Annotated in this window: 19 protein-coding genes; 12 read left to right on the forward strand and 7 right to left on the reverse strand. The window is 67.2% G+C overall.

Annotation, left to right across the window (positions count from 1 at the left end):
• Positions 1 to 37 precede the first annotated feature (37 nt).
• From grxC to ABIC32_RS10130, 4 genes are read left to right on the forward strand one after another with little or no spacing between them, the layout of a single operon-like run.
• A complete protein-coding gene (gene grxC / locus ABIC32_RS10115) occupies positions 38 to 295 on the forward strand; it encodes a glutaredoxin 3 (protein ID WP_354074064.1) in 258 nt (85 codons plus the stop codon).
• 3 nt (positions 296 to 298) lie between these two features.
• Positions 299 to 1138, forward strand: a complete 840-nt coding sequence (locus tag ABIC32_RS10120) for a carbon-nitrogen hydrolase family protein (RefSeq protein ID WP_354074065.1) — start codon at positions 299 to 301, stop codon at positions 1136 to 1138.
• Between the two features lie 6 nt (positions 1139 to 1144).
• The gene (locus tag ABIC32_RS10125; protein ID WP_112863065.1) at positions 1145 to 1579 is read left to right on the forward strand and encodes a DUF1178 family protein; all 435 of its coding nucleotides are present in this window, start codon (positions 1145 to 1147) and stop codon (positions 1577 to 1579) included.
• On the forward strand, positions 1579 to 2076 hold the full coding sequence (locus ABIC32_RS10130) for a GNAT family N-acetyltransferase (protein WP_354074066.1): 498 nt from the start codon (positions 1579 to 1581) through the stop codon (positions 2074 to 2076). The genes ABIC32_RS10125 and ABIC32_RS10130 overlap by 1 nt, the downstream gene beginning before the upstream one ends.
• Here ABIC32_RS10130 and ABIC32_RS10135 read toward each other — a convergent pair.
• Positions 2073 to 2378 carry a UrcA family protein gene (locus tag ABIC32_RS10135; RefSeq protein WP_354074067.1) on the reverse strand — a complete coding sequence of 102 codons (306 nt, stop codon included), beginning with the start codon at positions 2376 to 2378 and terminating at the stop codon, positions 2073 to 2075. The genes ABIC32_RS10130 and ABIC32_RS10135 overlap by 4 nt on opposite strands.
• Positions 2379 to 2611: 233 nt before the next feature.
• On the opposite strand from ABIC32_RS10135, the gene typA reads away from it, so the two are divergent.
• The 5 genes from typA to ABIC32_RS10160 all read left to right on the forward strand — a co-directional run bounded on the left by typA (position 2612) and on the right by ABIC32_RS10160 (position 10466).
• Positions 2612 to 4444 (forward strand): translational GTPase TypA, encoded by a 1833-nt coding sequence (gene typA / locus ABIC32_RS10140; RefSeq protein ID WP_039246805.1) that lies wholly within the window; start codon positions 2612 to 2614, stop codon positions 4442 to 4444.
• A 51-nt stretch (positions 4445 to 4495) separates the two neighbouring features.
• On the forward strand, positions 4496 to 7201 hold the full coding sequence (gene glnD / locus ABIC32_RS10145; protein ID WP_354074068.1) for a [protein-PII] uridylyltransferase: 2706 nt from the start codon (positions 4496 to 4498) through the stop codon (positions 7199 to 7201).
• Between the two features lie 36 nt (positions 7202 to 7237).
• Positions 7238 to 8833 carry a murein biosynthesis integral membrane protein MurJ gene (gene murJ / locus ABIC32_RS10150; RefSeq protein ID WP_354074069.1) on the forward strand — a complete coding sequence of 532 codons (1596 nt, stop codon included), beginning with the start codon at positions 7238 to 7240 and terminating at the stop codon, positions 8831 to 8833.
• Positions 8834 to 8958: 125 nt separating this feature from the next.
• Positions 8959 to 10002 (forward strand): tryptophan--tRNA ligase, encoded by a 1044-nt coding sequence (trpS, locus tag ABIC32_RS10155; RefSeq protein WP_354074070.1) that lies wholly within the window; start codon positions 8959 to 8961, stop codon positions 10000 to 10002.
• Positions 10002 to 10466, forward strand: coding sequence for an OsmC family protein (locus tag ABIC32_RS10160; protein WP_354074071.1), 465 nt, complete (start codon positions 10002 to 10004; stop codon positions 10464 to 10466). The genes trpS and ABIC32_RS10160 overlap by 1 nt, the downstream gene beginning before the upstream one ends.
• Here ABIC32_RS10160 and ABIC32_RS10165 read toward each other — a convergent pair.
• Genes ABIC32_RS10165 through ABIC32_RS10185 form a run of 5 tightly spaced genes read right to left on the reverse strand, consistent with a single transcriptional unit; the run spans position 10463 to position 13690 of the window.
• Positions 10463 to 11404 (reverse strand): NAD(P)/FAD-dependent oxidoreductase, encoded by a 942-nt coding sequence (locus ABIC32_RS10165; RefSeq protein WP_354074072.1) that lies wholly within the window; start codon positions 11402 to 11404, stop codon positions 10463 to 10465. The genes ABIC32_RS10160 and ABIC32_RS10165 overlap by 4 nt on opposite strands.
• Positions 11382 to 11861 (reverse strand): Rrf2 family transcriptional regulator, encoded by a 480-nt coding sequence (locus tag ABIC32_RS10170; protein ID WP_354074073.1) that lies wholly within the window; start codon positions 11859 to 11861, stop codon positions 11382 to 11384. Before ABIC32_RS10170 ends, ABIC32_RS10165 begins: the two co-directional genes overlap by 23 nt.
• Before the next feature lie 57 nt (positions 11862 to 11918).
• Positions 11919 to 12668, reverse strand: coding sequence for a dienelactone hydrolase family protein (locus ABIC32_RS10175; protein WP_354074074.1), 750 nt, complete (start codon positions 12666 to 12668; stop codon positions 11919 to 11921).
• 52 nt (positions 12669 to 12720) lie between these two features.
• Positions 12721 to 13359, reverse strand: a complete 639-nt coding sequence (locus tag ABIC32_RS10180) for an alpha-ketoglutarate-dependent dioxygenase AlkB (protein ID WP_354074075.1) — start codon at positions 13357 to 13359, stop codon at positions 12721 to 12723.
• Complete coding sequence (locus tag ABIC32_RS10185) at positions 13322 to 13690, reverse strand: hypothetical protein (RefSeq protein WP_066553572.1); 369 nt, start codon at positions 13688 to 13690, stop codon at positions 13322 to 13324. Before ABIC32_RS10185 ends, ABIC32_RS10180 begins: the two co-directional genes overlap by 38 nt.
• Positions 13691 to 13947: 257 nt before the next feature.
• Here ABIC32_RS10185 and dnaK point away from each other — a divergent pair, with 257 nt between their 5' ends.
• The 3 genes from dnaK (at position 13948) to dapB (ending at position 18012) form a co-directional block, all read left to right on the forward strand.
• Entirely contained in the window at positions 13948 to 15888 is a 1941-nt protein-coding gene (gene dnaK / locus ABIC32_RS10190) for a molecular chaperone DnaK (RefSeq protein ID WP_354074131.1), read from the forward strand.
• 175 nt (positions 15889 to 16063) lie between these two features.
• Entirely contained in the window at positions 16064 to 17266 is a 1203-nt protein-coding gene (gene dnaJ, locus ABIC32_RS10195) for a molecular chaperone DnaJ (RefSeq protein ID WP_354074076.1), read from the forward strand.
• A complete protein-coding gene (dapB, locus tag ABIC32_RS10200) occupies positions 17263 to 18012 on the forward strand; it encodes a 4-hydroxy-tetrahydrodipicolinate reductase (protein WP_354074077.1) in 750 nt (249 codons plus the stop codon). Before dnaJ ends, dapB begins: the two co-directional genes overlap by 4 nt.
• Positions 18013 to 18082: 70 nt before the next feature.
• Here the strand turns inward: dapB and dnaQ are convergent, their stop codons facing one another.
• Positions 18083 to 18805 (reverse strand): DNA polymerase III subunit epsilon, encoded by a 723-nt coding sequence (dnaQ, locus tag ABIC32_RS10205; RefSeq protein ID WP_153924215.1) that lies wholly within the window; start codon positions 18803 to 18805, stop codon positions 18083 to 18085.
• Positions 18806 to 18807: the final 2 nt, after the last annotated feature.

An 18807-nucleotide genomic window follows, 5' to 3' on the forward strand; every position in this document is an offset into this window, starting at 1 on the left:
GCTGCTTTAGGGCGCCCTCACTTCTGGAGATCTGATTTTGGCCGACGTCGTCATCTACACCAAGCCTGGCTGCCCCTACTGCTTCAGCGCCATGTCGCTGCTGAAGAAGAAGGGCGTGGACTATACCGAGATCGTCGCCTCCAACGATCCCGACAAGAAGGCCGAGATGGTCGAGAAGTCGGGCGGCCGCATGACCTTCCCGCAGATCTTCATCGGCGGCCAGCACGTCGGCGGCTCCGACGACATCCACGCGCTGGATCGCGACGGCAAGCTGGACGGACTTCTGGACGCCTGATCCATGAGCAGCGGGCTCGACATCGCCCTGATCCAGACGCGCACGCCGGCGACGGCGCGAGAGGCGCTGGCCCATATCGAGCCCCTGATCCGCGAGGCGGCGTCGGGCGGAGCGAAGTTCATCTTGACGCCCGAGGGGACCAATGTCCTGGAGCAGCGCCGGGCCCGGCGCGATGTGGCGATTACGACCGAGGACGAGGACGTCGCCGTTCTGGGTCTGCGTCGTCTGGCGGCGGAACTGGGCGTCTGGCTTCTGATCGGTTCGGCAATCGTCCGGTCTGGCCAGGCGGGAGATGGCCGCGCCGCCAATCGGTCGCTGCTGATCGATGCGTCGGGCGGGATCGTGGCCCGATACGACAAGCTGCATGTCTTCGATGTGAACCTGCCCAATGGCGAGACCTATCGCGAAAGCGCGACGGTGAGGCCCGGCGACGGGGCGTCGGTAGCGGACACGCCCTGGGGCCGGCTGGGCCTGACCATCTGCTACGACATCCGCTTTCCCCACCTGCATCGCCAGCTGGCCAAGGCCGGGGCGTCGATGATCGCTGTCCCGGCCGCCTTCACCGCCCCGACAGGCGAGGCGCATTGGGAAACCCTGCTACGCGCCCGCGCCATCGAGACGGGGGCCTTCGTCCTGGCCCCAGCGCAGGGCGGACTGCACGAGGACGGTCGCCGCACCTGGGGGCGATCCACCGTCGTCGGCCCGTGGGGTGAGATCATCGCCAAGGCGGATCACGACGAGCCTTGCATCGTGCGTGCGAAACTGGACATGGAGGCCGTGGCCAGGGCGCGCGCCGCCGTGCCCAGCCTGACCCACGATCGCGATTTCCTGCCCGCCACCTGACCCCCCATGATCCGCTACGCCCTGAAATGCGACCAGGCCCACGCCTTCGAAGCCTGGTTCGGCTCCTCGACCGACTATGACGATCAGGCGGCGCGGGGGCTGGTGGAATGCCCGTTCTGCGGTTCGCACGCGGTCGAAAAGGCGATCATGGCTCCGGCGGTCAGCGGCGCCCGCAAGGCCGATCCCGCCTCTGACGTCGCCGCCAAGATGCAGACGATGATGATGGCCGCCGCTCGCGAGGTCCGCGCCCATGTCGAGGCCAACTTCGACTATGTCGGCGATGCGTTCGCCCGCGAGGCGCGCGACATTCACGAGGGCCGGTCCGAGAAGCGCGAAATCTATGGCGAGGCCACGCCCGCCGAGGTCCGAAAGCTGAAGGACGACGGGGTGCCGGTCTCGGCCCTGCCGGCTGCGCCCGTCGATCCGGCAAAGGTGAACTGATGATCCGGCAATGGCGACCCATGCGGCCGACGGACATTGATGCGGTGGTGGAGGTGGCGCGGCTGTCGTTTCCCGACCATTTCGAGGATCGGGCCTGTTTCCAGAACCGGCTGGCGCTCTATCCGCGCGGCTGTTTTGTGCTGGTGGAGGGCGAGGGCGCCGCGCGGGGCTATCTGATCGCCTATCCGTGGAAGACCGAGAGCGCGCCGCCGCTGAATACGGTGATCGAGGGCCTGCCGGCCCAGCCGGACCTGATCTATCTGCACGATCTGGCCCTGCACCCCGAGGCGCGAGGCGGGGGCGTGACCGGCCCCATCGTCGAGCGGCTGGCCGAACAGGCGACGGAGGACGGTTGGCCCGCCATCGCCCTGATCGCGGTCAATGACGCCGTCGGCTTCTGGTCGCACCACGGTTTCGTCGAACAACCCGCCGAGGCCATGGCGGCCAAACTGGCCAGCTACGGCGCCGACGCCCGCTATATGCTGCGGCCGCTCTAGCGCCGATTGAGGGCGGTCTGTCCGCCCGCACGCACGAAATGCATGCGTTGGGGACGGGGCAGGGCGATATAGGCCCGGCGTCTCATTTCACGCTCGCAGACGCTGGCGTCGCCAAGACTGTCAGGCGTCAGAACCGCGCGATGAACGGCGCACCAGTCATGGCTGGCAGCGCGGATGCGGCTGGCCAAGATCATCGCCTCGCCGGGTCGGGCCATGTTCAGCCCCTCGGCGTTCACATGCATGTCCGGCGCCTCGCCCACGGCCAGGGCGGCGGCAAGCGCGGCTGCGATCATCAAACCCATAATCATCTCCCCTTCGGAATGGACCTGCGCCAGGCCCGTCGTGGGAAAGAGGCGTCCGTCGGCGGCGTCGGATGCGGCGTCTGGGATGAAATATCGGTAAGGCGGCGATCGGCGCGACGAACGCCCGCTCTGGTCTTTCTGTCCACATGCCTGTAAGAGGCGCGCGCCTCCCGCATGCCTTTTCATGACCAGCGGCCGCCCGTATGCCGGCCGCGCCTTTTCGCGATACTCAAATGAACCTGCGCAACGTCGCCATCATCGCCCACGTTGACCACGGCAAAACGACCCTGGTTGACCAACTGCTCGCCCAATCCGGCGTGTTCCGAGCCAATGAGGCGACGACCGAGCGCGCCATGGACTCCAACGACCAGGAAAAAGAGCGCGGCATCACCATCCTGGCCAAGTGCACCTCGGTGCTCTGGAACGGCAAGGCGGGCGAAACCCGCATCAACATCATCGACACCCCCGGGCACGCCGACTTCGGCGGCGAGGTCGAGCGCATCCTGGGCATGGTGGACGGCTGCGTCATCCTGGTCGACGCCGAAGAGGGCGTCATGCCCCAGACCAAGTTCGTGCTGACCAAGGCGCTGAAGATGGGCCTGCGCCCGATCCTGTGCATCAACAAGGTCGACCGCGCCCACGCCGATCCGGACCGCGTCCACAACGAGACCTTCGACCTGTTCGCCGCCATCGGCGCGACGGACGAGCAGCTGGACTTCCCGCACATCTACGCCTCGGGCCGCAACGGCTGGGCGACGCTGGACCTGAACCAGCCCAACGACAATCTGGCCCCGCTGTTCGACCTGATTGTCGACCACGTCCCGCCGCCCGCCGTCCAGGCCAACAAGGACAAGCCGTTCCGCATGCTGGACGTGCTGATCGAAAGCGATCCGTTCCTGGGCCGCCTGCTGACCGGCCGCATCGAAAGCGGCAAGGCCGTTCCCGGCATGGCGATCCACGCCCTGGACCGTGAAGGCAAGGAAATCGAACGCGGCCGCATCACCAAGGTGCTGGCCTTCCGCGGCCTGAAGCGCCAGCCGCTGGATGAGGGTTCGGAAGCGGGCGACATCGTCGCCATCGCCGGCATGTCCAAGGCGACCGTGGCCGACACCCTGTGCGCCATGGAAGTGACCGAGCCGCTGGACGCCCAGCCGATCGATCCGCCGACCATCTCCATGACCGTGTCGGTCAACGACAGCCCCCTGGCCGGCCGTGAAGGCGACAAGGTCCAGTCGCGCGTCATCCGCGACCGCCTGCTGAAGGAAGCCGAGGCCAACGTCGCCATCCGCGTGACCACGACCGAAGGCGGCGACGCCTATGAAGTCGCGGGCCGCGGCGAACTGCAGCTGGGCGTTCTGATCGAGAACATGCGCCGCGAAGGCTTCGAGGTTTCGATTTCGCGTCCGCGCGTCGTGTTCAAGGAAGGCGAGAACGGCGAGAAGCTGGAGCCGATCGAAGACGTCATGATCGACGTGGACGACGAGTTCACCGGCGTGGTCATCGAAAAGCTGTCGGCCCGCAAGGCCGAGCTGGCCGACATGGGCCCGTCGGGCGCCGGTAAGACCCGCATCAGCCTGAAGGCGCCGTCGCGCGCCCTGATCGGCTATCAGGGCGAGTTCCTGACCGACACGCGCGGTTCGGGCGTGCTGAACCGCGTGTTCAGCCACTATGAGCCGCACAAGGGCGCCATCGCTGGCCGTCTGAAGGGCGTTCTGATCTCGAACTCGGACGGTGAAACCGCCGCCTTCGCCCTTTGGAACCTGGAAGACCGCGGCGTCATGTTCGTCGGCGCGGGCGAGAAGACCTATCAGGGCATGATCATCGGCGAGAACGCGCGCTGGGACGACCTGGACGTCAACCCGATCAAGGGCAAGCAGCTGACCAACGTCCGCGCCGCCGGCAAGGACGAGGCCGTTCGCCTGACCCCGCCGCGTCAGATGTCGCTGGAACAGGCCATCGCCTATATCGACGACGACGAGCTGGTCGAGGTGACGCCCAAGTCCATCCGTCTGCGCAAGCAAGTGCTGAACCCGTCATTCCGCAAGAAGCGCGTTCGCCCGGAGTAGTCCGCAATCCCTGACTGACGTGCGGTGGGATGGGGCCTATAGACGGCTGACATGAACGCCTCGCCCAGTCTGGATGACCGCCTTGACGAGGCCGCCCGCGCGGAAGACCCGCGCGCGGCGGTCTCTGTCGTTTTGCGCGAGACCTATGACGCCGCCCGCGCGCGGGCCGAGCGCAAGCTGGACGGGGGCATGAAGGGGCGTGACGTGGCCCGTCTCTATGCCGCCGCCGCCGACGAGATGCTGGCCGGCCTGTGGCGGGTGGCGACCCAGACCCTGTGGCCGACCTCGCCTGTCGAGGCCGAACGGCTGGCCCTGGTCGCGGTCGGGGGCTACGGCCGAGGCGTTCTGGCGCCGCATTCCGATCTGGACCTGCTGTTTTTGAGATCGTCCAAGGCGACACCGCGCGGCGAGCAGGTGATCCAGTTCGTTCTCTATGTGCTGTGGGACCTGGGGGCCAAGGTCGGGTCGGCGGTGCGCTCGGTCGAGGAGTGTCTCAGCCTGTCGCGCACTGACATGACGGTGCGGACGACCCTGCTGGAGGCCCGTCCGCTGGCGGGGGACGAGGCGCTGGCCCAGCTGATGATCGGCCGGTTCCGCGACATGGTGTCGAAATCCGATCCGCGCCCCTTCATCGCCGCCAAGCTGGAGGAGCGTGCCGCCCGGCACGAAAAGGCCGGCTCGACCCGCTACAAGGTCGAACCCAACGTCAAGGACGGCAAGGGGGGCTTGCGCGACCTGAACACCCTGTACTGGATCGCCCGGTCCCTGGCGCCCGAAAGCCGGCTGGGCGCAACGGTGATGGACGAACTGTTCACCCCGCGCGAGCGCCGCACGTCGGACGAGGCGTTCGACTTCCTGTGGCGGGTCCGCATCCATCTGCATCTGATCGCGGGCCGCGCCGAAGAAAAGTTGACGTTCGACATGCAGCCCGAGGTCGCCCGGCGCATGGGCTGGCGCGGGCGTGGCGACGAACCGGCGGTCGAGCGGTTCATGCGGCGATACTTTCTGGTGGCCCGCGACGTCGGCGCCCTGACCCGCGCCATGTCGGCCAAGCTGGAGGCGCGCCACCAGAAGACAGCGCACGGCCTGTCGCGTCTGATGGCGCCGTTTCGGCCCGCCCCCCGGCGCAAGCTGGAGGTCGAGGGGTTCTGGATCGACCAGGGCCGTCTGTCGGTCGGAGGGCCGGAGGTGTTCGCCGCCGATCCGGTCAAGCTGCTGACCCTGTTCGTCTGCGCCGACAAGCACGACCTGGATCTGCATCCGGACGCCTTTTCGGCGGTGACGCGGTCGCTGTCGCTGGTGACGCCCCGGCTAAGGCGCGATCCGGCGGCGACGCGGGCCTTTCTGGACATTCTGGCGCATGGGCAGAGGCCCTATCGCGTCCTGACCATCATGAACGAGACGGGCCTGCTGGGCCGGTTCCTGCCCGAATGGGGGCGCATCGTCGGCCAGACCCAGTTCAACATGTACCACGCCTATACGGTCGACGAGCACACGCTTCAGGCCATCGGCATCATCAACGACATCGCGCGCGGCAAGCTGAAGACCGACCACCCGATGGCCAGCGAGATCGTGCATCTGATCTCGGACATGGAAGCCCTGATGCTGGGCATGCTGTTGCACGACGTGGGCAAGGGTGGCGAGCGGGGGCAGCTGGAGGACGGGGCCATCGCCGCGCGTCGGGCCTGTGAGCGGCTGGGCGTCGATCCGCGCCGGATCGAACTGGTGGTCTGGCTGGTGCGCAGCCATCTGGCGCTGTCGGACTACGCCCAGAAGCGCGATCTGTCGGACCCGGCGACGATCCGCGCCTTCGCCGAACTGGTCGGTGATCCCGAGCGGCTGCGGATGCTGCTGGTCCTGACCGTCGCCGATATTCGGGCCGTGGGGCCGGGCGTGTGGAACGGCTGGAAGGGTCAGCTGATGCGCACCCTTTACAACCAGGTCGCCGCCCTGTTCCGGGGCGAGGACGTGACGCGCGAGGATCCGCTGGCGGCGCATCCGGCCCTGGTCCAGCGGGCGCGCGAGACGGGCGCGGCGGCCGAGAGCGCGCCAACCGCGCCGGTGCAGGGGCTGACGGTCCAGACCACCGAAATCTCCATCGCCGCGGCCGACCGGCCGGGCCTGTTCGCCGACCTGGCCCAGACCATGGCCGCGCTAGGGGCCGACGTGACCGACGCCCGCGTGGCGACCGAGGACGGCGTCGTTCTGGACGTGTTTCGTGTTCAGGACGGGGCGGGCCTGCCCTATGGCCAGGCCGAACCGCGCCGGCTGAAGGCGCTTGTCGAGGCGCTCGAAAAGGCTGCGCGGGGCGAGGGCCACATCGGCCGAGCGCCTGATCCGGCCGGCAATGCGCGCAAGGCGGCCTTCGAGGTCCGGCCCGTGGTCATGGTCGATCACCACGCCAGCGAGGTCGCCACCGTGGTCGAGGTGTCCTGCGCCGACCGGCCGGGCCTTCTTGCGGACCTGTCGCGAGTGTTCAACGACGAAGGCCTGAGCATCCGCTCCGCCCACGTCGCCAGCTATGGCGAGCGGGCGGTAGACAGTTTTTACGTCGTGGATCGCAAAGGGCGGAAGATCACCTCGGAACAGCGGATCGCCGAACTGCGCACCGCGCTTGAAGCCGTGCTGGACAGCCGCGCGCCCGCGCCCGCCGGACGCAAGGTCGCCTCGGCCCGCGCCAGCGCGCGCGACGTCTCCGACCTGGGCCGCCGCAGCCCGCGCGCAAAGCCCGTATCGCCCGGCGAACAAGCGCGCTAAGCGACAACCTTCCTCCGCGCCCTGTCGAATGTCCGCATGAGCCTCGCCCGAAACACCCTGGTGCAGTCGACCCTGACGCTGGGCAGTCGAATTCTCGGCTTCGTGCGCGACATGGCGCTGGCGGCGCGCTTCGGCCAGGGGCCGATGATGGACGCCTTCACCACGGCGTTGATGCTGCCCAACATGTTCCGCCGCCTGTTCGCCGAGGGCGCCTTCGCCCAGGCCTTCGTGCCGGTCTATGGCGGGGTTCGGGCGCGCGAGGGTGAGGAAGCGGCCGCCGTCACGGCGTCCGAGGCGCTCAGCTTCATGCTGGCCGTGGTCGCGGGCTTCTGCATCCTGCTGCAGGTCGTGATGCCCTGGATCATGCCGTGGCTGCTGTCGGCCTATCGCGACCAGCCGATGGTGCTGCGCGCCGCCGTGATCGCAACCCAACTCGCCATGCCTTATCTGGCCTGCATGACCGTGGCCTCGCTGCTGTCGGGCGTGCTGAACACGGGCGGTCGGTTCGCCCTGTCGGCGGCCGTGCCGGTGTTCCTGAACCTGTGCACCCTGGCCGCCCTGATGCCGCCACTGATCCTGCCGATCCCGCAGGAGACGGTGCTGCTGATGGTGACGGCGGCGGTGACGGTGTCGGGCCTGATCCAGGCCGGTCTCTTGTGGTGGGGCGTGCGGCGTCTCGGCGTTCGGCTGAAGATCGGCCTGCCGCGCATCACGCCGAATGTGCGTCATACCCTGGCGCTGGCCGTGCCCGGCGCCCTGGCGGGGGGGGCGCTGCAGATCAACTCTCTGGTGTCGCAGTTTCTGACCGGCTCGGACGAAGGCGCGCGCTCGGTGCTGTATAACGCCGACCGCCTTTATCAACTGCCGCTGGGCCTGGTGGGGGTCGCTATCGGCCTGGCCCTGGTGCCGCGCCTGACCAAGGCGTTCGTCGACGGCGATCACGAGGGCGGGCAGAAGACGCTGGACGACGGCATCAACCTGGCCATGGCCTTCACCCTGCCGGCGGCCGTGGCCCTGTTCGTCATTCCCTTCTTCATCATCGACGCGACCGTAACGCGCGGCGCCTTCACCTCGGCCGACGCCGCCCGCACAGCCGACGTTTTGCGTCAGTTCGCCTGGGGCGTGCCGGCCTTCGTCCTGGCCAAGGTTCTGACCCCGCCCTTCTTCGCGCGCCAAGACACGCGCCGTCCGATGATCTTCGCCGTGGCCAGCGTGGTCATCACCGTCATCCTGGGCTCGGCCCTGTTCTTCTGGTTACGCCGTCAAGGTTGGGACGGGGTGCTGGGCCTGGCCATCGCCACCAGCACCTCGGCCTGGGTGAATGTCGCCCTTTTGGGCGGGGTCCTGATCCGCGAGAACAGCTGGCGGCCGTCGCCGGCCTTTTTGTCGCGCATCGCCCGCGTGATCGCCGCCAGCGCCATGATGGCCGCCCTGCTGTTCGCCGCCGACGTCTTCTATCCGCAGCTTAGCCGCCTGTTCCTGGCCAAGGAAATCGCCGTCCTGGTGGTCTGCGGCGCCGGGGCCGGGCTTTACGGCTTCTGCCTGCTGGCGTTCCGGGCCGTCACGATCTCGGAACTGAAGGCCACGCTGAAGCGCGAGCCCGGTGGCGGCGCGGTCTCCGGTCTGGACTGACAGGCGGCGAACCGATAAGCGCGAGGCCATGACGACCTCGGGCCTGATCCATGACCTGCGATGGCGCGGCTGAACCGCCGCCTGCCTCGCCACGCCTGCCTTTCGACCTTCCGAGACCCGATCCCATGACCGACCAAACCCCCGCCGTTGCGACCTATGACGGCCCGCGCCGCATCCTGTCCGGCATCCAGGCCTCAGGCGCATTGCACCTGGGCAACTACCTCGGCGCCCTGAAGCGGTTCGTGGAACTGCAGGACCAGGGCGCGCCGGTCTATGTCTTCGTCGCCGACATGCACGCCATCACCGTGTGGCAGGATCCCGCCAAACTGACCGCCCAGACGCGCGAGATCGCCGCCGCCTATCTGGCCTCGGGCCTGGATCCGGAAAAGGCGACCATCTTCCCGCAGTCGGCCGTACGCGCCCATGCGGAACTGGCCTGGATCTTCAACTGCGTCGCCCGCCTCGGCTGGCTCGACCGGATGACCCAGTTCAAGGAGAAGTCGGGCAAGCACAAGGAACGCTCGTCGGTCGGCCTCTACACCTATCCCGTGCTCCAGGCGGCCGACATCCTGCTGTACAAGGCCACCGAAGTGCCGGTCGGCGAGGACCAGAAGCAGCATCTGGAGCTGACCCGCGACATCGCCGCCAAGTTCAACAACGACTTCGGCGTTCCCGGCTTCTTCCCCGTACCCGAGCCGATCATCCAGGGACCGGCGACCCGCGTCATGTCCCTGCGCGACGGGGCGGCCAAGATGTCCAAGTCGGATCCGTCCGACAACAGCCGCATCAACCTGACCGACGACGCCGACACGATCGCCTCCAAGATCAAGAAGGCCAAGACCGATCCCGAGCCGTTGCCGGAAACCCTGGAGGGCCTGAACGAACGGCCCGAGGCCAAGAATCTGGTCGCCATCTATGCGGCGTTGGCGGGCCTGACCCGCGAACAGGTGATCGCACAGTTCGGCGGCCAGGGCTTCGGCGCCTTCAAGCCGGCGTTGGCGGATCTGGCGGTGTCGTCGCTGGCGCCCGTGACGGCCGAGATGCGCCGTCTGATGGACGATCCGGCCGAGATCGACCGTGTGCTGAAGGCCGGCGCCGAACGCGCCGCCGAGGTCGCCGATCCCGTGGTGGACGAGGTCAAGAAGATCGTCGGCTTCTGGAGGGCGTAATGGGGGTCTATGAAGCCAAGGTCGTCTGGAACCGCGGCGACCAGCCCTTTCTGGACAAGGGCTACAGCCGGGCCCATTCCTGGAGCTTCGACGGCGGGGCGGTGGTGCCGGGGTCGTCGGCGCCCTCCAGCGTGCCCGTGCCGATGTCCGATCCGGGCGGCGTCGATCCAGAAGAGGCGATGATCGCCTCCCTGTCCAGCTGTCACATGCTGTGGTTCCTGGCCTTCGCCGCCAACGCCGGCCTGGTGGTCGACACCTATGTTGACGAAGCGTCGGGCAAGATGGGCAAGGACGAGAACGGCAAGCGCTACCTCGCCGAGGTGACGCTGCGCCCCTTTACCAGCTTCACCGGCCGCGAACCCGATCAGGCCGAGATCGACGCCCTGCACCACCAGGCCCACGACCATTGCGAAATGGCCCATTCGGTCCGCGCGACCATCACGGTCGAGGCGACGATCGGCTAGGCGGCGACCGCCGTCTCTTCCTCGACCAGGGACCTGAACAGGGCGTGGGCGGCGATCATGCCATCCGAGGTCGCCAGGGTGATGTTGGAGGCGGCGCGCGCCAAGTCGCCGGCGGCGAAGACGCCCGGCTGGGTCGTCTGCTGCATGGCGTCCACCTTGATCACTCGCCCAATCGGGGTGTCGGTCATCTCGCAGCCCAGCCGCTCGGCGAAGGGGCTGGCGACGCGCACATTGGCGCCGACGAAGATGGCCTTCAGGCCGACGAACCGTCCGTCGGTCAGCCGCGCGCCGCTCAGGTCAGGCGCCTCGCCCTCCAGCCGCGCGATGGGCGTGGCCTCGATGGTGACCCCGCGTCGATCCAGCAGATGGGCGTCCTCGGGCGACAGGCCCACGTCGAGATCCATGAACAGGGTGACCTGGCCCCATTCGGCGACCGTCGCCGCATACGGGACCGCGTGATCGCCGCGCCCCAGCACGCCGATGGGGCCGCCGCCGATCTCATAGCCGTGGCACCAGGGACAGTGCAGGGCGGTGCGGCCCCAGCGTTCCTTCACCCCCGGGATGTCGACCAGCACGTCCTCGACCCCATGCGACAGCAGCAGCCGGCGACCGCTTGTCCGTGTGCCGTCAGCGAAGGCGACCGAGAAACCGCCATCGATCCGTTCGACTTCGACCGCCTCCGCCATGCGGAAGGCAGCGGTCGGATAGGCCGCGACCTGGGCTCGAGCCGACGCCGTGATCTCAGCGCCGGGCTTCCCGTCATTCGTCAGGACGCCATGGGCGCGAGCCGCGAACCGATTGCGCGGCCGGCCGTCGTCGATGACCAGAACGCGGCGGCGCGCGCGGACCAGCTGCATGGCTGCGGATAGGCCGGCATAGGAGCCGCCGATGATCAGGGCGTCGTGCGGCATGACGTCAGGACTTTCGAGCGTGGGCATGCAGGAGGTCTCTCTTGGGATGTTCGGCCATGCGGCGCGAGAAATCCGCCGCCAGATCGGCCAGGGTTATGTCGTTCAGGCGCGCGATCAGAAGGGCGCGGGCGGCGGCGTAGGTCTCGGCCAAGGCGTCGTTGACCGCCGCCTCGACCAGGCAGCCGTCGGCCTCGATAGGCGGAGCGGCCGGAAACAGATCCGCGCCGCCGAGGGCCGCGTTCACCTGGCCCAGGGTGACCTGATCCAGCGGTCGCGACAGACGCCAGCCGCCGCCATGTCCCTTTTCCGACGCCACCAATTCCTGCTCGCGCAGGCCGGCCATGGTTCGGCGCACCACCACGGGATTGGTCGAAAGGCAGACCGCCAACTGGTCCGAGGTCATCGGCGAGCCGGTGCGTGTCTCATGCTCGGCCATGTGCAGCAGAGCGTGGAGAATGTTGGACAGACGAGAATCCCTTTTCATGTAACTGCAATTGTTACGTGATGGATCGCCCGTCAAGAGCGCGGGTCAGTTTTCTTTTCAGCTGTGTGGCACGGCGTCGGTCAGGAAGGCGCCGAAGCGGCGCAGGGCCTCGGTCGTCAGTTCCGGATCGTGGCGCATGGGGCCGTTGTTGGTCGGTTCGTCGAAGGCGTGAGTGCCCCCGGCGATCCAGCTTTCGACCTCGGAGCCGCAGTTGCGGATCATGGCGTTGACCTGTTCGGCGTTGCGCACGGTGGTCAGGTGGTCGCGCTTGCAGGTGACGGCCAGGACATGCGGGCAATGCCGCCAGGGCTTCAACCGGTTGAAGGCGAACGGGCCGATGTAGGGATAGGCCAGCCACACCGCCTTGACCCCGGACAGGCTGGCCTCGGCGGGATCGGTCACGCCAAAGGCGCCGGGCGTCGGCGCGCCGCTCATCATCTCCATGATCGACCAGCCGCCGTGGCTCCAGCCGGCCAGGGCCAGCTTCGTCGCGTCGACATCGGGGCGTGCCGAAACGCCCCGGATCGCCGCCAGCACGTCGCCCACCCGCTCATAGCCCCGGAACGACAAGCCTGTGCAGACCGCCGCCAGGGTGAAGGCCCGGCCCCAGCCGCGCGGGCCGTAGGAATCGATGATGAAGGCGCGCCAGCCCGCCGCCTTGGCGACCTCGGCATAGCGGGGCAGGTGATCGCGCAGACCCCCGCAGCCATGGAACATCAGCACTGCAGGACGGGGCCGGTCGTCGTCCGGGCCCACGACGGTGATGGCGGGCTCCAGCCGGGCCCAACGACGCTTCAGATCATCCATCTCCGACATACGCCGCAGCCGGACGGCGAAAGCCAGTCCAAAAATCCGGCGCTCAACCGGCGCAGCGCAGCGTCAGGTTCAGCCGGCCGCCGCCGGGGATCAGGCGCGACGATCCGGCCAGCACGTGGTCGACGCCGTGGCGGGCCAGGCGCGCGGGTCCGGTCAGGGCGCAGACATCGCCGCTGTCCAGCCTCAGCGTCGTGGTGCGTCCGCCCTCCGCCGCGCCGATGCGGAACGTCGCCGCGTCTCCCAACGACACCGACAGGACAGGCGCGCCGAGATCGGCCTCGTCCTTGTCCTGATGCAGGCCCATCTTCGCCGCATCGCGATACAGATTGACCAGACAGGCGTCCGGCGGTGTGGGCCAGCCGACCGTGGCGTGCCACAGATCGAGCAGCACAGTCGGGATCGCCGGCCAGGGTCGCCCGGTCTCGGGATGGATCGACTGGTAGCGATAGCCGCCCCGGTCGGAGACCCAGCCCAGCGGACCGAAGTTGCTCATCTGAACCGAAAAAGGCCGACCGCCCGGTGTGGTCGGCCGATAAAGCGGCGCGTCATCCAGTCGGGCGAACACCTCGGCGACCAGATCAGCCTGCGCCGCTGCATTGAGCGCCCCCGGCCAGAGCCGGAAGCCCTCGACGGCGCTCTTCACCTCAACGGGTATAGGTGTATTCGCTGACCTCACAGACATTGATGCGCGACCGCGTCAGCTCCTGACCGTTGGTGAACTCGGCCTTGAAGTCATAGATGCAGGCGCCCGAGCCGTCATCAATGTTGATGCGCACATCCTGCCCGCTTTCCAGAACGTCCGAGCCCAGGATGTCCTCTTCCCAGTCGTCGCTGCGCGAATCCGACGCGTAGAAGCGCAACATGGTCCAGCCGGTGCGGTTCTTGATTGTGACGTGTCGATCATAGCCGTCACGCGACTGGATGGCCGGCGCCCCAGCAGGCGGCGCGGCGGCGGCCGCAGAGCCGATCAGAACGGCGGCGGCGACGGCGGCCTTGAGCATGATCTTGATCATTGTTTCCTCTCCCTTCCTCGATCGCGATCCCCAGAGCGCGATGCAAAATCTTATGCGCCGTAATCGCCGCGCCTGCATATTCGAATTTCACCGTTCTTCGAAAGCGTTGAATCGCATAACGCCCTTGCGGGCCGGGGGGATTTTCCCATATCGGGGCCAGCTTCGGAGAAACCCCGCGAAACTTGGGGCTATCCAGCCTGATCCACGCCAACCCAACCGGGGGCGGTCACGCGCGGCGCTTCGTCGAAGGCCGCCGCATCGCCCGCCGAACCAGAGAGACTGAAGAACACATGGCCAAGATTATCGGCATCGACCTGGGCACCACCAACTCGTGCGTCGCCGTCATGGACGGCAAGACGCCGAAGGTGATCGAAAACGCCGAGGGCAACCGCACGACCCCGTCGGTCGTGGCGATCCAGGACGGCGCGGAAGTGCTGGTGGGCCAACCCGCCAAGCGCCAGGCCGTCACCAACCCGTCCAACACCTTCTTCGCGATCAAGCGCCTGATCGGCCGCAACTTCGATGATCCCGTCGTCGCCAAGGACAAGGGCATGGTGCCCTATGAGATCGTCAAGGGCCCGAACGGCGACGCCTGGGTGCGCGCCTTCGGCAAGGACTATTCCCCGCAGCAGATTTCGGCCTTCACCCTGACCAAGATGAAGGAAGCGGCCGAGGCCTATCTGGGCGAAAAGGTCACCCAGGCCGTGATCACCGTGCCGGCCTATTTCAACGACAGCCAGCGTCAGGCGACCAAGGACGCCGGCAAGATCGCCGGCCTGGAAGTGCTGCGCATCATCAACGAGCCGACCGCGGCGGCCCTGGCCTATGGCCTGGAAAAGAACGACGGCCAGAAGATCGCCGTCTATGACCTGGGCGGCGGCACCTTCGACGTCTCGATTTTGGAGATCGGCGACGGCGTGTTCGAGGTGAAGTCGACCAACGGCGACACCTTCCTGGGCGGCGAGGACTTCGACCTGCGTCTGGTCGACTACCTGGCCGACGAGTTCAAGAAGGAGCAGTCGGTCGACCTGCGCCAGGACAAGCTGGCCCTGCAGCGCCTGAAGGAAGAGGCCGAAAAGGCCAAGAAGGAGCTGTCGACCACGACCCAGTACGAGGTCAACCTGCCGTTCATCACCATGAACGCCTCGGGTCCGCTGCACCTGAACATCAAGCTGACGCGCGCCAAGCTGGAAAGCCTGGTCGAGGACCTGGTCCAGCGCACGATCGAGCCGTGCAAGAAGGCCCTGGCCGACGCTGGCCTGAAGGCCTCGGACATCGACGAAGTGGTTCTGGTCGGCGGCATGACCCGCATGCCCAAGGTCGTGGAAGCCGTGAAGGCCTTCTTCGGCAAGGAGCCGCACAAGGGCGTGAACCCTGACGAAGTCGTGGCCCTGGGCGCCGCCGTTCAGGCCGGCGTTCTGCAAGGCGACGTCAAGGACGTGCTGCTGCTGGACGTGACGCCGCTGACCCTGGGCATCGAAACCCTGGGCGGCGTGTTCACGCCTCTGATCGAGCGCAACACGACGATCCCGACCAAGAAGAGCCAGACCTTCTCGACCGCCGACGACAACCAGTCGGCCGTGACGATCCGGGTCTTCCAGGGCGAGCGTCCGATGGCGTCGGACAACAAGATGCTGGGTCAGTTCGACCTGATGGGCATTCCGCCCGCACCGCGCGGCATGCCGCAGATCGAGGTCGCCTTCGACATCGACGCCAACGGCATCGTCAACGTCTCGGCCAAGGACAAGGCGACCAACAAGGAGCAGTCGATCCGCATCCAGGCGAACGGCGGCCTGTCGGACGCCGACATCGACAAGATGGTCAAGGAAGCCGAGGCCAACGCCGCCACCGACAAGGCCAAGAAGGATCTGGTCGAGGCGCAGAACGCCGCCGACAGCCTGATCCACTCGACCGAAAAGGCCCTGGCCGAGCACGGCGACAAGGTGGGCGCCGACGAGAAGACGGCCATTGAGACCGGACTGGCCGAGCTGAAGACTGCGCGCGAAGGCACGGATCCAGAAGACATCCGCGCCAAGACCAACACCCTGGTCCAGGCCTCGATGAAGCTGGGTGAAGCCATGTACGCCCAGCAGCAGGGCGACGCCGCCGCCGAAGGCCAGCCGGCCGACGACGGCGTGGTCGACGCCGAGTTCGAGGAAGTGTCGGACACGGACGGCGACGACAAGAAGAGCGCCTGATCCGTCATAGGTCGCTGAAATGATACGGCCCCGCTTGTCTTGCGATAGGCGGGGCCTTTTCATGAAACTTGCATCATTGGTCCCGGACCCCATGTCAGCCGGGACATCGATTTCGACCAACGCTCGATAAGAGGCGAGGCGAAAGCGAACGGGGAAGTATGAGGACGAACGCCCGATGGCGCGTGATTATTACGAAGTTCTGGGTGTCGAACGCACGATCGACGCCCCCGGCCTGAAAGCCGCCTACCGCAAGCTGGCCATGGTTCACCACCCCGACCGCAACGGCGGCTCGGAAGAGGCGATGGCCAAGTTCAAGGAGCTATCCGAGGCCTATACGGTGCTGTCGGACGACAATAAGCGCGCGGCCTATGATCGTTACGGCCATGCGGGCGTGAACGGCGGCGGGGGCGGCAATCCCTTCGGCCAGGGCGGCCAGGGTTTCTCGGACATCAACGACATCTTCTCCCAGGTCTTCGGCGACGCGTTCGGCGACGCGTTCGGCGGACGCCAGGGCCGGGGCCAGCAGAGCGGACCGCGCCGGGGCTCGGACCTGCGCTACGATCTGGAGATCACTCTGGAGCAGGCCTACAAGGGCGAAGATGTCGAGATCGACATCCCCTCGACCATGACCTGCGACACTTGCGAGGGGTCAGGCGCCAAGCCGGGCACCAAGCCCGTCACCTGCACCACCTGCCAGGGCGCCGGTCGCGTGAGGCAAGCCAACGGCTTCTTCCAGGTCGAGCGCACCTGCCCCCGTTGCCACGGCCAGGGTCAGATGATTGCCGATCCCTGCACCACCTGCCACGGGCACGGCCAGGTTCGCAAAACTCGCACCCTGAACCTGAAAATCCCGGCCGGCGTGGACGACGGTTCGCGCATCCGTCTGTCGGGCGAGGGCGATGCGGGCCAGCGCGGCGGACCGCGCGGCGATCTGTATGTCTTCATCTCGGTCACGCCGCACGACCTGTTCGAGCGCGACAACCTGGACCTGCTGGTCACTGTGCCCGTGCCGATGACGGTGGCGGCCCTGGGCGGCGAGATCGACGCCCCTTGCCTGGTCTCAACGGCCTGCGACGGCAAGTGCAAGGCCTCGGTCGCCGTGCCGGCCGGCGCCCAGACCGGCAAGACCGTACGCATCAAGGGCAAGGGCATGCCCCATCTGAACGGCCGCAACCGGGGCGATCTGGTGGTCGAACTGTTCGTCGAGACGCCCACCGATCTGACCGCGCGCCAGCGTGAGTTGCTGGAAGAGCTTGCCCTGTCGTTCGGGGAGGGGCAGAACCCCAGGAATTCCAGCTTTGCCGGAAAGGCGAAGCGTTTCTGGGCCGACATCCTGGGCAATCAGGACGCGGACGGGTCGAAAGAGAACGCGGTTTGAGCGCAATCTTCCACGCCGGCATTTCCGGCTATCGCGGCCGGATGGGGCGTGCGGTCTCTCAGGTTCTGGACGCCCGCGAGGACGTGGTGGTCGCCGCCCGCTTCGATTGGGGCGAAACCGCCGACCTGTCGCTGTGCGACGTGATCATCGACTTCTCGACTCCGGCCGCCTCGGTGGCCCTGGCCCAGAGCGCGGCCGAGCGCGGCGGCCCGGCCTTGGTGATCGGTTCGACCGGCTTCACGGGTGAGCAGGAGGCCGACCTGATGAAGGCCGCCGAGAAGGTCGCCATCGTCAAGAGCGGCAACTTTTCCCTGGGCGTGAACATCCTGATCGGCCTTGTCCAGCACGCGGCCCAACGTCTGGACGCCCAGGATTGGGACATTGAGATCACCGAGGCCCACCACCGCCGGAAAGTGGATTCACCGTCGGGCACCGCTCTGATGCTGGGCGAAGCCGCAGCCGAGGGGCGGTTCGCGGATCTGGATGACCTGCGCTCCAAACCCTATGACGGGGTCCAGGGCGAGCGCGAGAGCGGCAAGATCGGTTTTTCCTCGATCCGCGCCGGCGGCATCATCGGCGAGCACACGGTGCTGTTCGCATCGGAAGACGAGGTACTGACCCTCAGTCATTCGGCGATCGATCGGTCGCTGTTCGCAAAGGGCGCTGTCGCCGCCGCTGCCTGGGTGCGGACGCGAGGGCCCGGTCTCTATGACATGCAAGACGTGCTGGGCTTCCGGCAGGCTTAAGCCTGGGGCGCTGCGCGCCGCGCTATGTTCGCGACGCGGTCGCTCACGACTTGGGCGCTAAAAAAAGAGACTAAGCCGCGTCTTCCTGCGCCGGCAGACCGTAGGCGTCCCACAGTGATCGGTCCTTAAGCGCCTTGGCGAGGAAGGCGACGTGGGCGGCCTGTTCCTCAGGCGTGGAGCGCGGCGCCAGAGGGCGGGGGCGCTGGCCGTAGGCGGCGGTTTCGATGACGCCGCCGGGACCACGGCCGACCGGCGCGGACGACAGGTCCAGCACCCGCTCCTTGCCGCCGCGAAGCTCAAGATAGACCTCGGCCAGCAGACGGGCGTCGATCAGGGCGCCGTGCAGCGTCCGCTCGACAAGCGAGACCTTGTAGCGTTTGCACAGGGCGTCCAGCGAGTTAGGCATGCCCGGAAACCGCGTCTGGGCCAGTTTCAGCGTATCGATCCAGCGCGCCTCGCCAGTGATCGGCCGGCCGCACCGCGCATATTCGAAGTCGATGAAGTTTCGGTCGAAGGCGGCGTTATGGGCGATCATCTGCGCATCGCCGATGAATTCGATCAGGTCGTCGGCGATCTCGGCGAACTTGGGCGCATCTTTGACCTTTTCGTCGGTGATGCCGTGAACCCGGATGGCGTCGGGCGGGATCAGCCGCTCTGGATTGACGAACCGATGGAAGGTGCGCCCCGTCGGCAGCAGGTCCTGGATCTCGATACAGCCGACCTCGATCAGCCGGTCGCCCGTCTTGGGGTCGAAGCCGGTGGTTTCCGTATCCAGAACGATCTCGCGCGCCATTC

Source organism: Brevundimonas sp. 1080 (genome assembly GCF_040545985.1).
Taxonomy (GTDB): domain Bacteria; phylum Pseudomonadota; class Alphaproteobacteria; order Caulobacterales; family Caulobacteraceae; genus Brevundimonas.

What these genes read in the sequence shown, in the direction of transcription:
- ABIC32_RS10165 (WP_354074072.1), bottom strand. Translation starts at nt 11,404, where the DNA reads ATGCCCACGCTCGAAAGTCCTGACGTCATGCCGCACGACGCCCTGATC.
- glnD (WP_354074068.1), top strand. Translation starts at nt 4,496, where the DNA reads ATGAACGCCTCGCCCAGTCTGGATGACCGCCTTGACGAGGCCGCCCGC.
- ABIC32_RS10120 (WP_354074065.1), top strand. Translation starts at nt 299, where the DNA reads ATGAGCAGCGGGCTCGACATCGCCCTGATCCAGACGCGCACGCCGGCG.
- murJ (WP_354074069.1), top strand. Translation starts at nt 7,238, where the DNA reads ATGAGCCTCGCCCGAAACACCCTGGTGCAGTCGACCCTGACGCTGGGC.
- ABIC32_RS10180 (WP_354074075.1), bottom strand. Translation starts at nt 13,359, where the DNA reads ATGTCTGTGAGGTCAGCGAATACACCTATACCCGTTGAGGTGAAGAGC.
- ABIC32_RS10185 (WP_066553572.1), bottom strand. Translation starts at nt 13,690, where the DNA reads ATGATCAAGATCATGCTCAAGGCCGCCGTCGCCGCCGCCGTTCTGATC.
- typA (WP_039246805.1), top strand. Translation starts at nt 2,612, where the DNA reads ATGAACCTGCGCAACGTCGCCATCATCGCCCACGTTGACCACGGCAAA.
- ABIC32_RS10175 (WP_354074074.1), bottom strand. Translation starts at nt 12,668, where the DNA reads ATGGATGATCTGAAGCGTCGTTGGGCCCGGCTGGAGCCCGCCATCACC.
- ABIC32_RS10135 (WP_354074067.1), bottom strand. Translation starts at nt 2,378, where the DNA reads ATGGGTTTGATGATCGCAGCCGCGCTTGCCGCCGCCCTGGCCGTGGGC.
- dnaQ (WP_153924215.1), bottom strand. Translation starts at nt 18,805, where the DNA reads ATGGCGCGCGAGATCGTTCTGGATACGGAAACCACCGGCTTCGACCCC.
- trpS (WP_354074070.1), top strand. Translation starts at nt 8,959, where the DNA reads ATGACCGACCAAACCCCCGCCGTTGCGACCTATGACGGCCCGCGCCGC.
- ABIC32_RS10170 (WP_354074073.1), bottom strand. Translation starts at nt 11,861, where the DNA reads ATGAAAAGGGATTCTCGTCTGTCCAACATTCTCCACGCTCTGCTGCAC.
- ABIC32_RS10130 (WP_354074066.1), top strand. Translation starts at nt 1,579, where the DNA reads ATGATCCGGCAATGGCGACCCATGCGGCCGACGGACATTGATGCGGTG.
- ABIC32_RS10160 (WP_354074071.1), top strand. Translation starts at nt 10,002, where the DNA reads ATGGGGGTCTATGAAGCCAAGGTCGTCTGGAACCGCGGCGACCAGCCC.
- dnaJ (WP_354074076.1), top strand. Translation starts at nt 16,064, where the DNA reads ATGGCGCGTGATTATTACGAAGTTCTGGGTGTCGAACGCACGATCGAC.
- ABIC32_RS10125 (WP_112863065.1), top strand. Translation starts at nt 1,145, where the DNA reads ATGATCCGCTACGCCCTGAAATGCGACCAGGCCCACGCCTTCGAAGCC.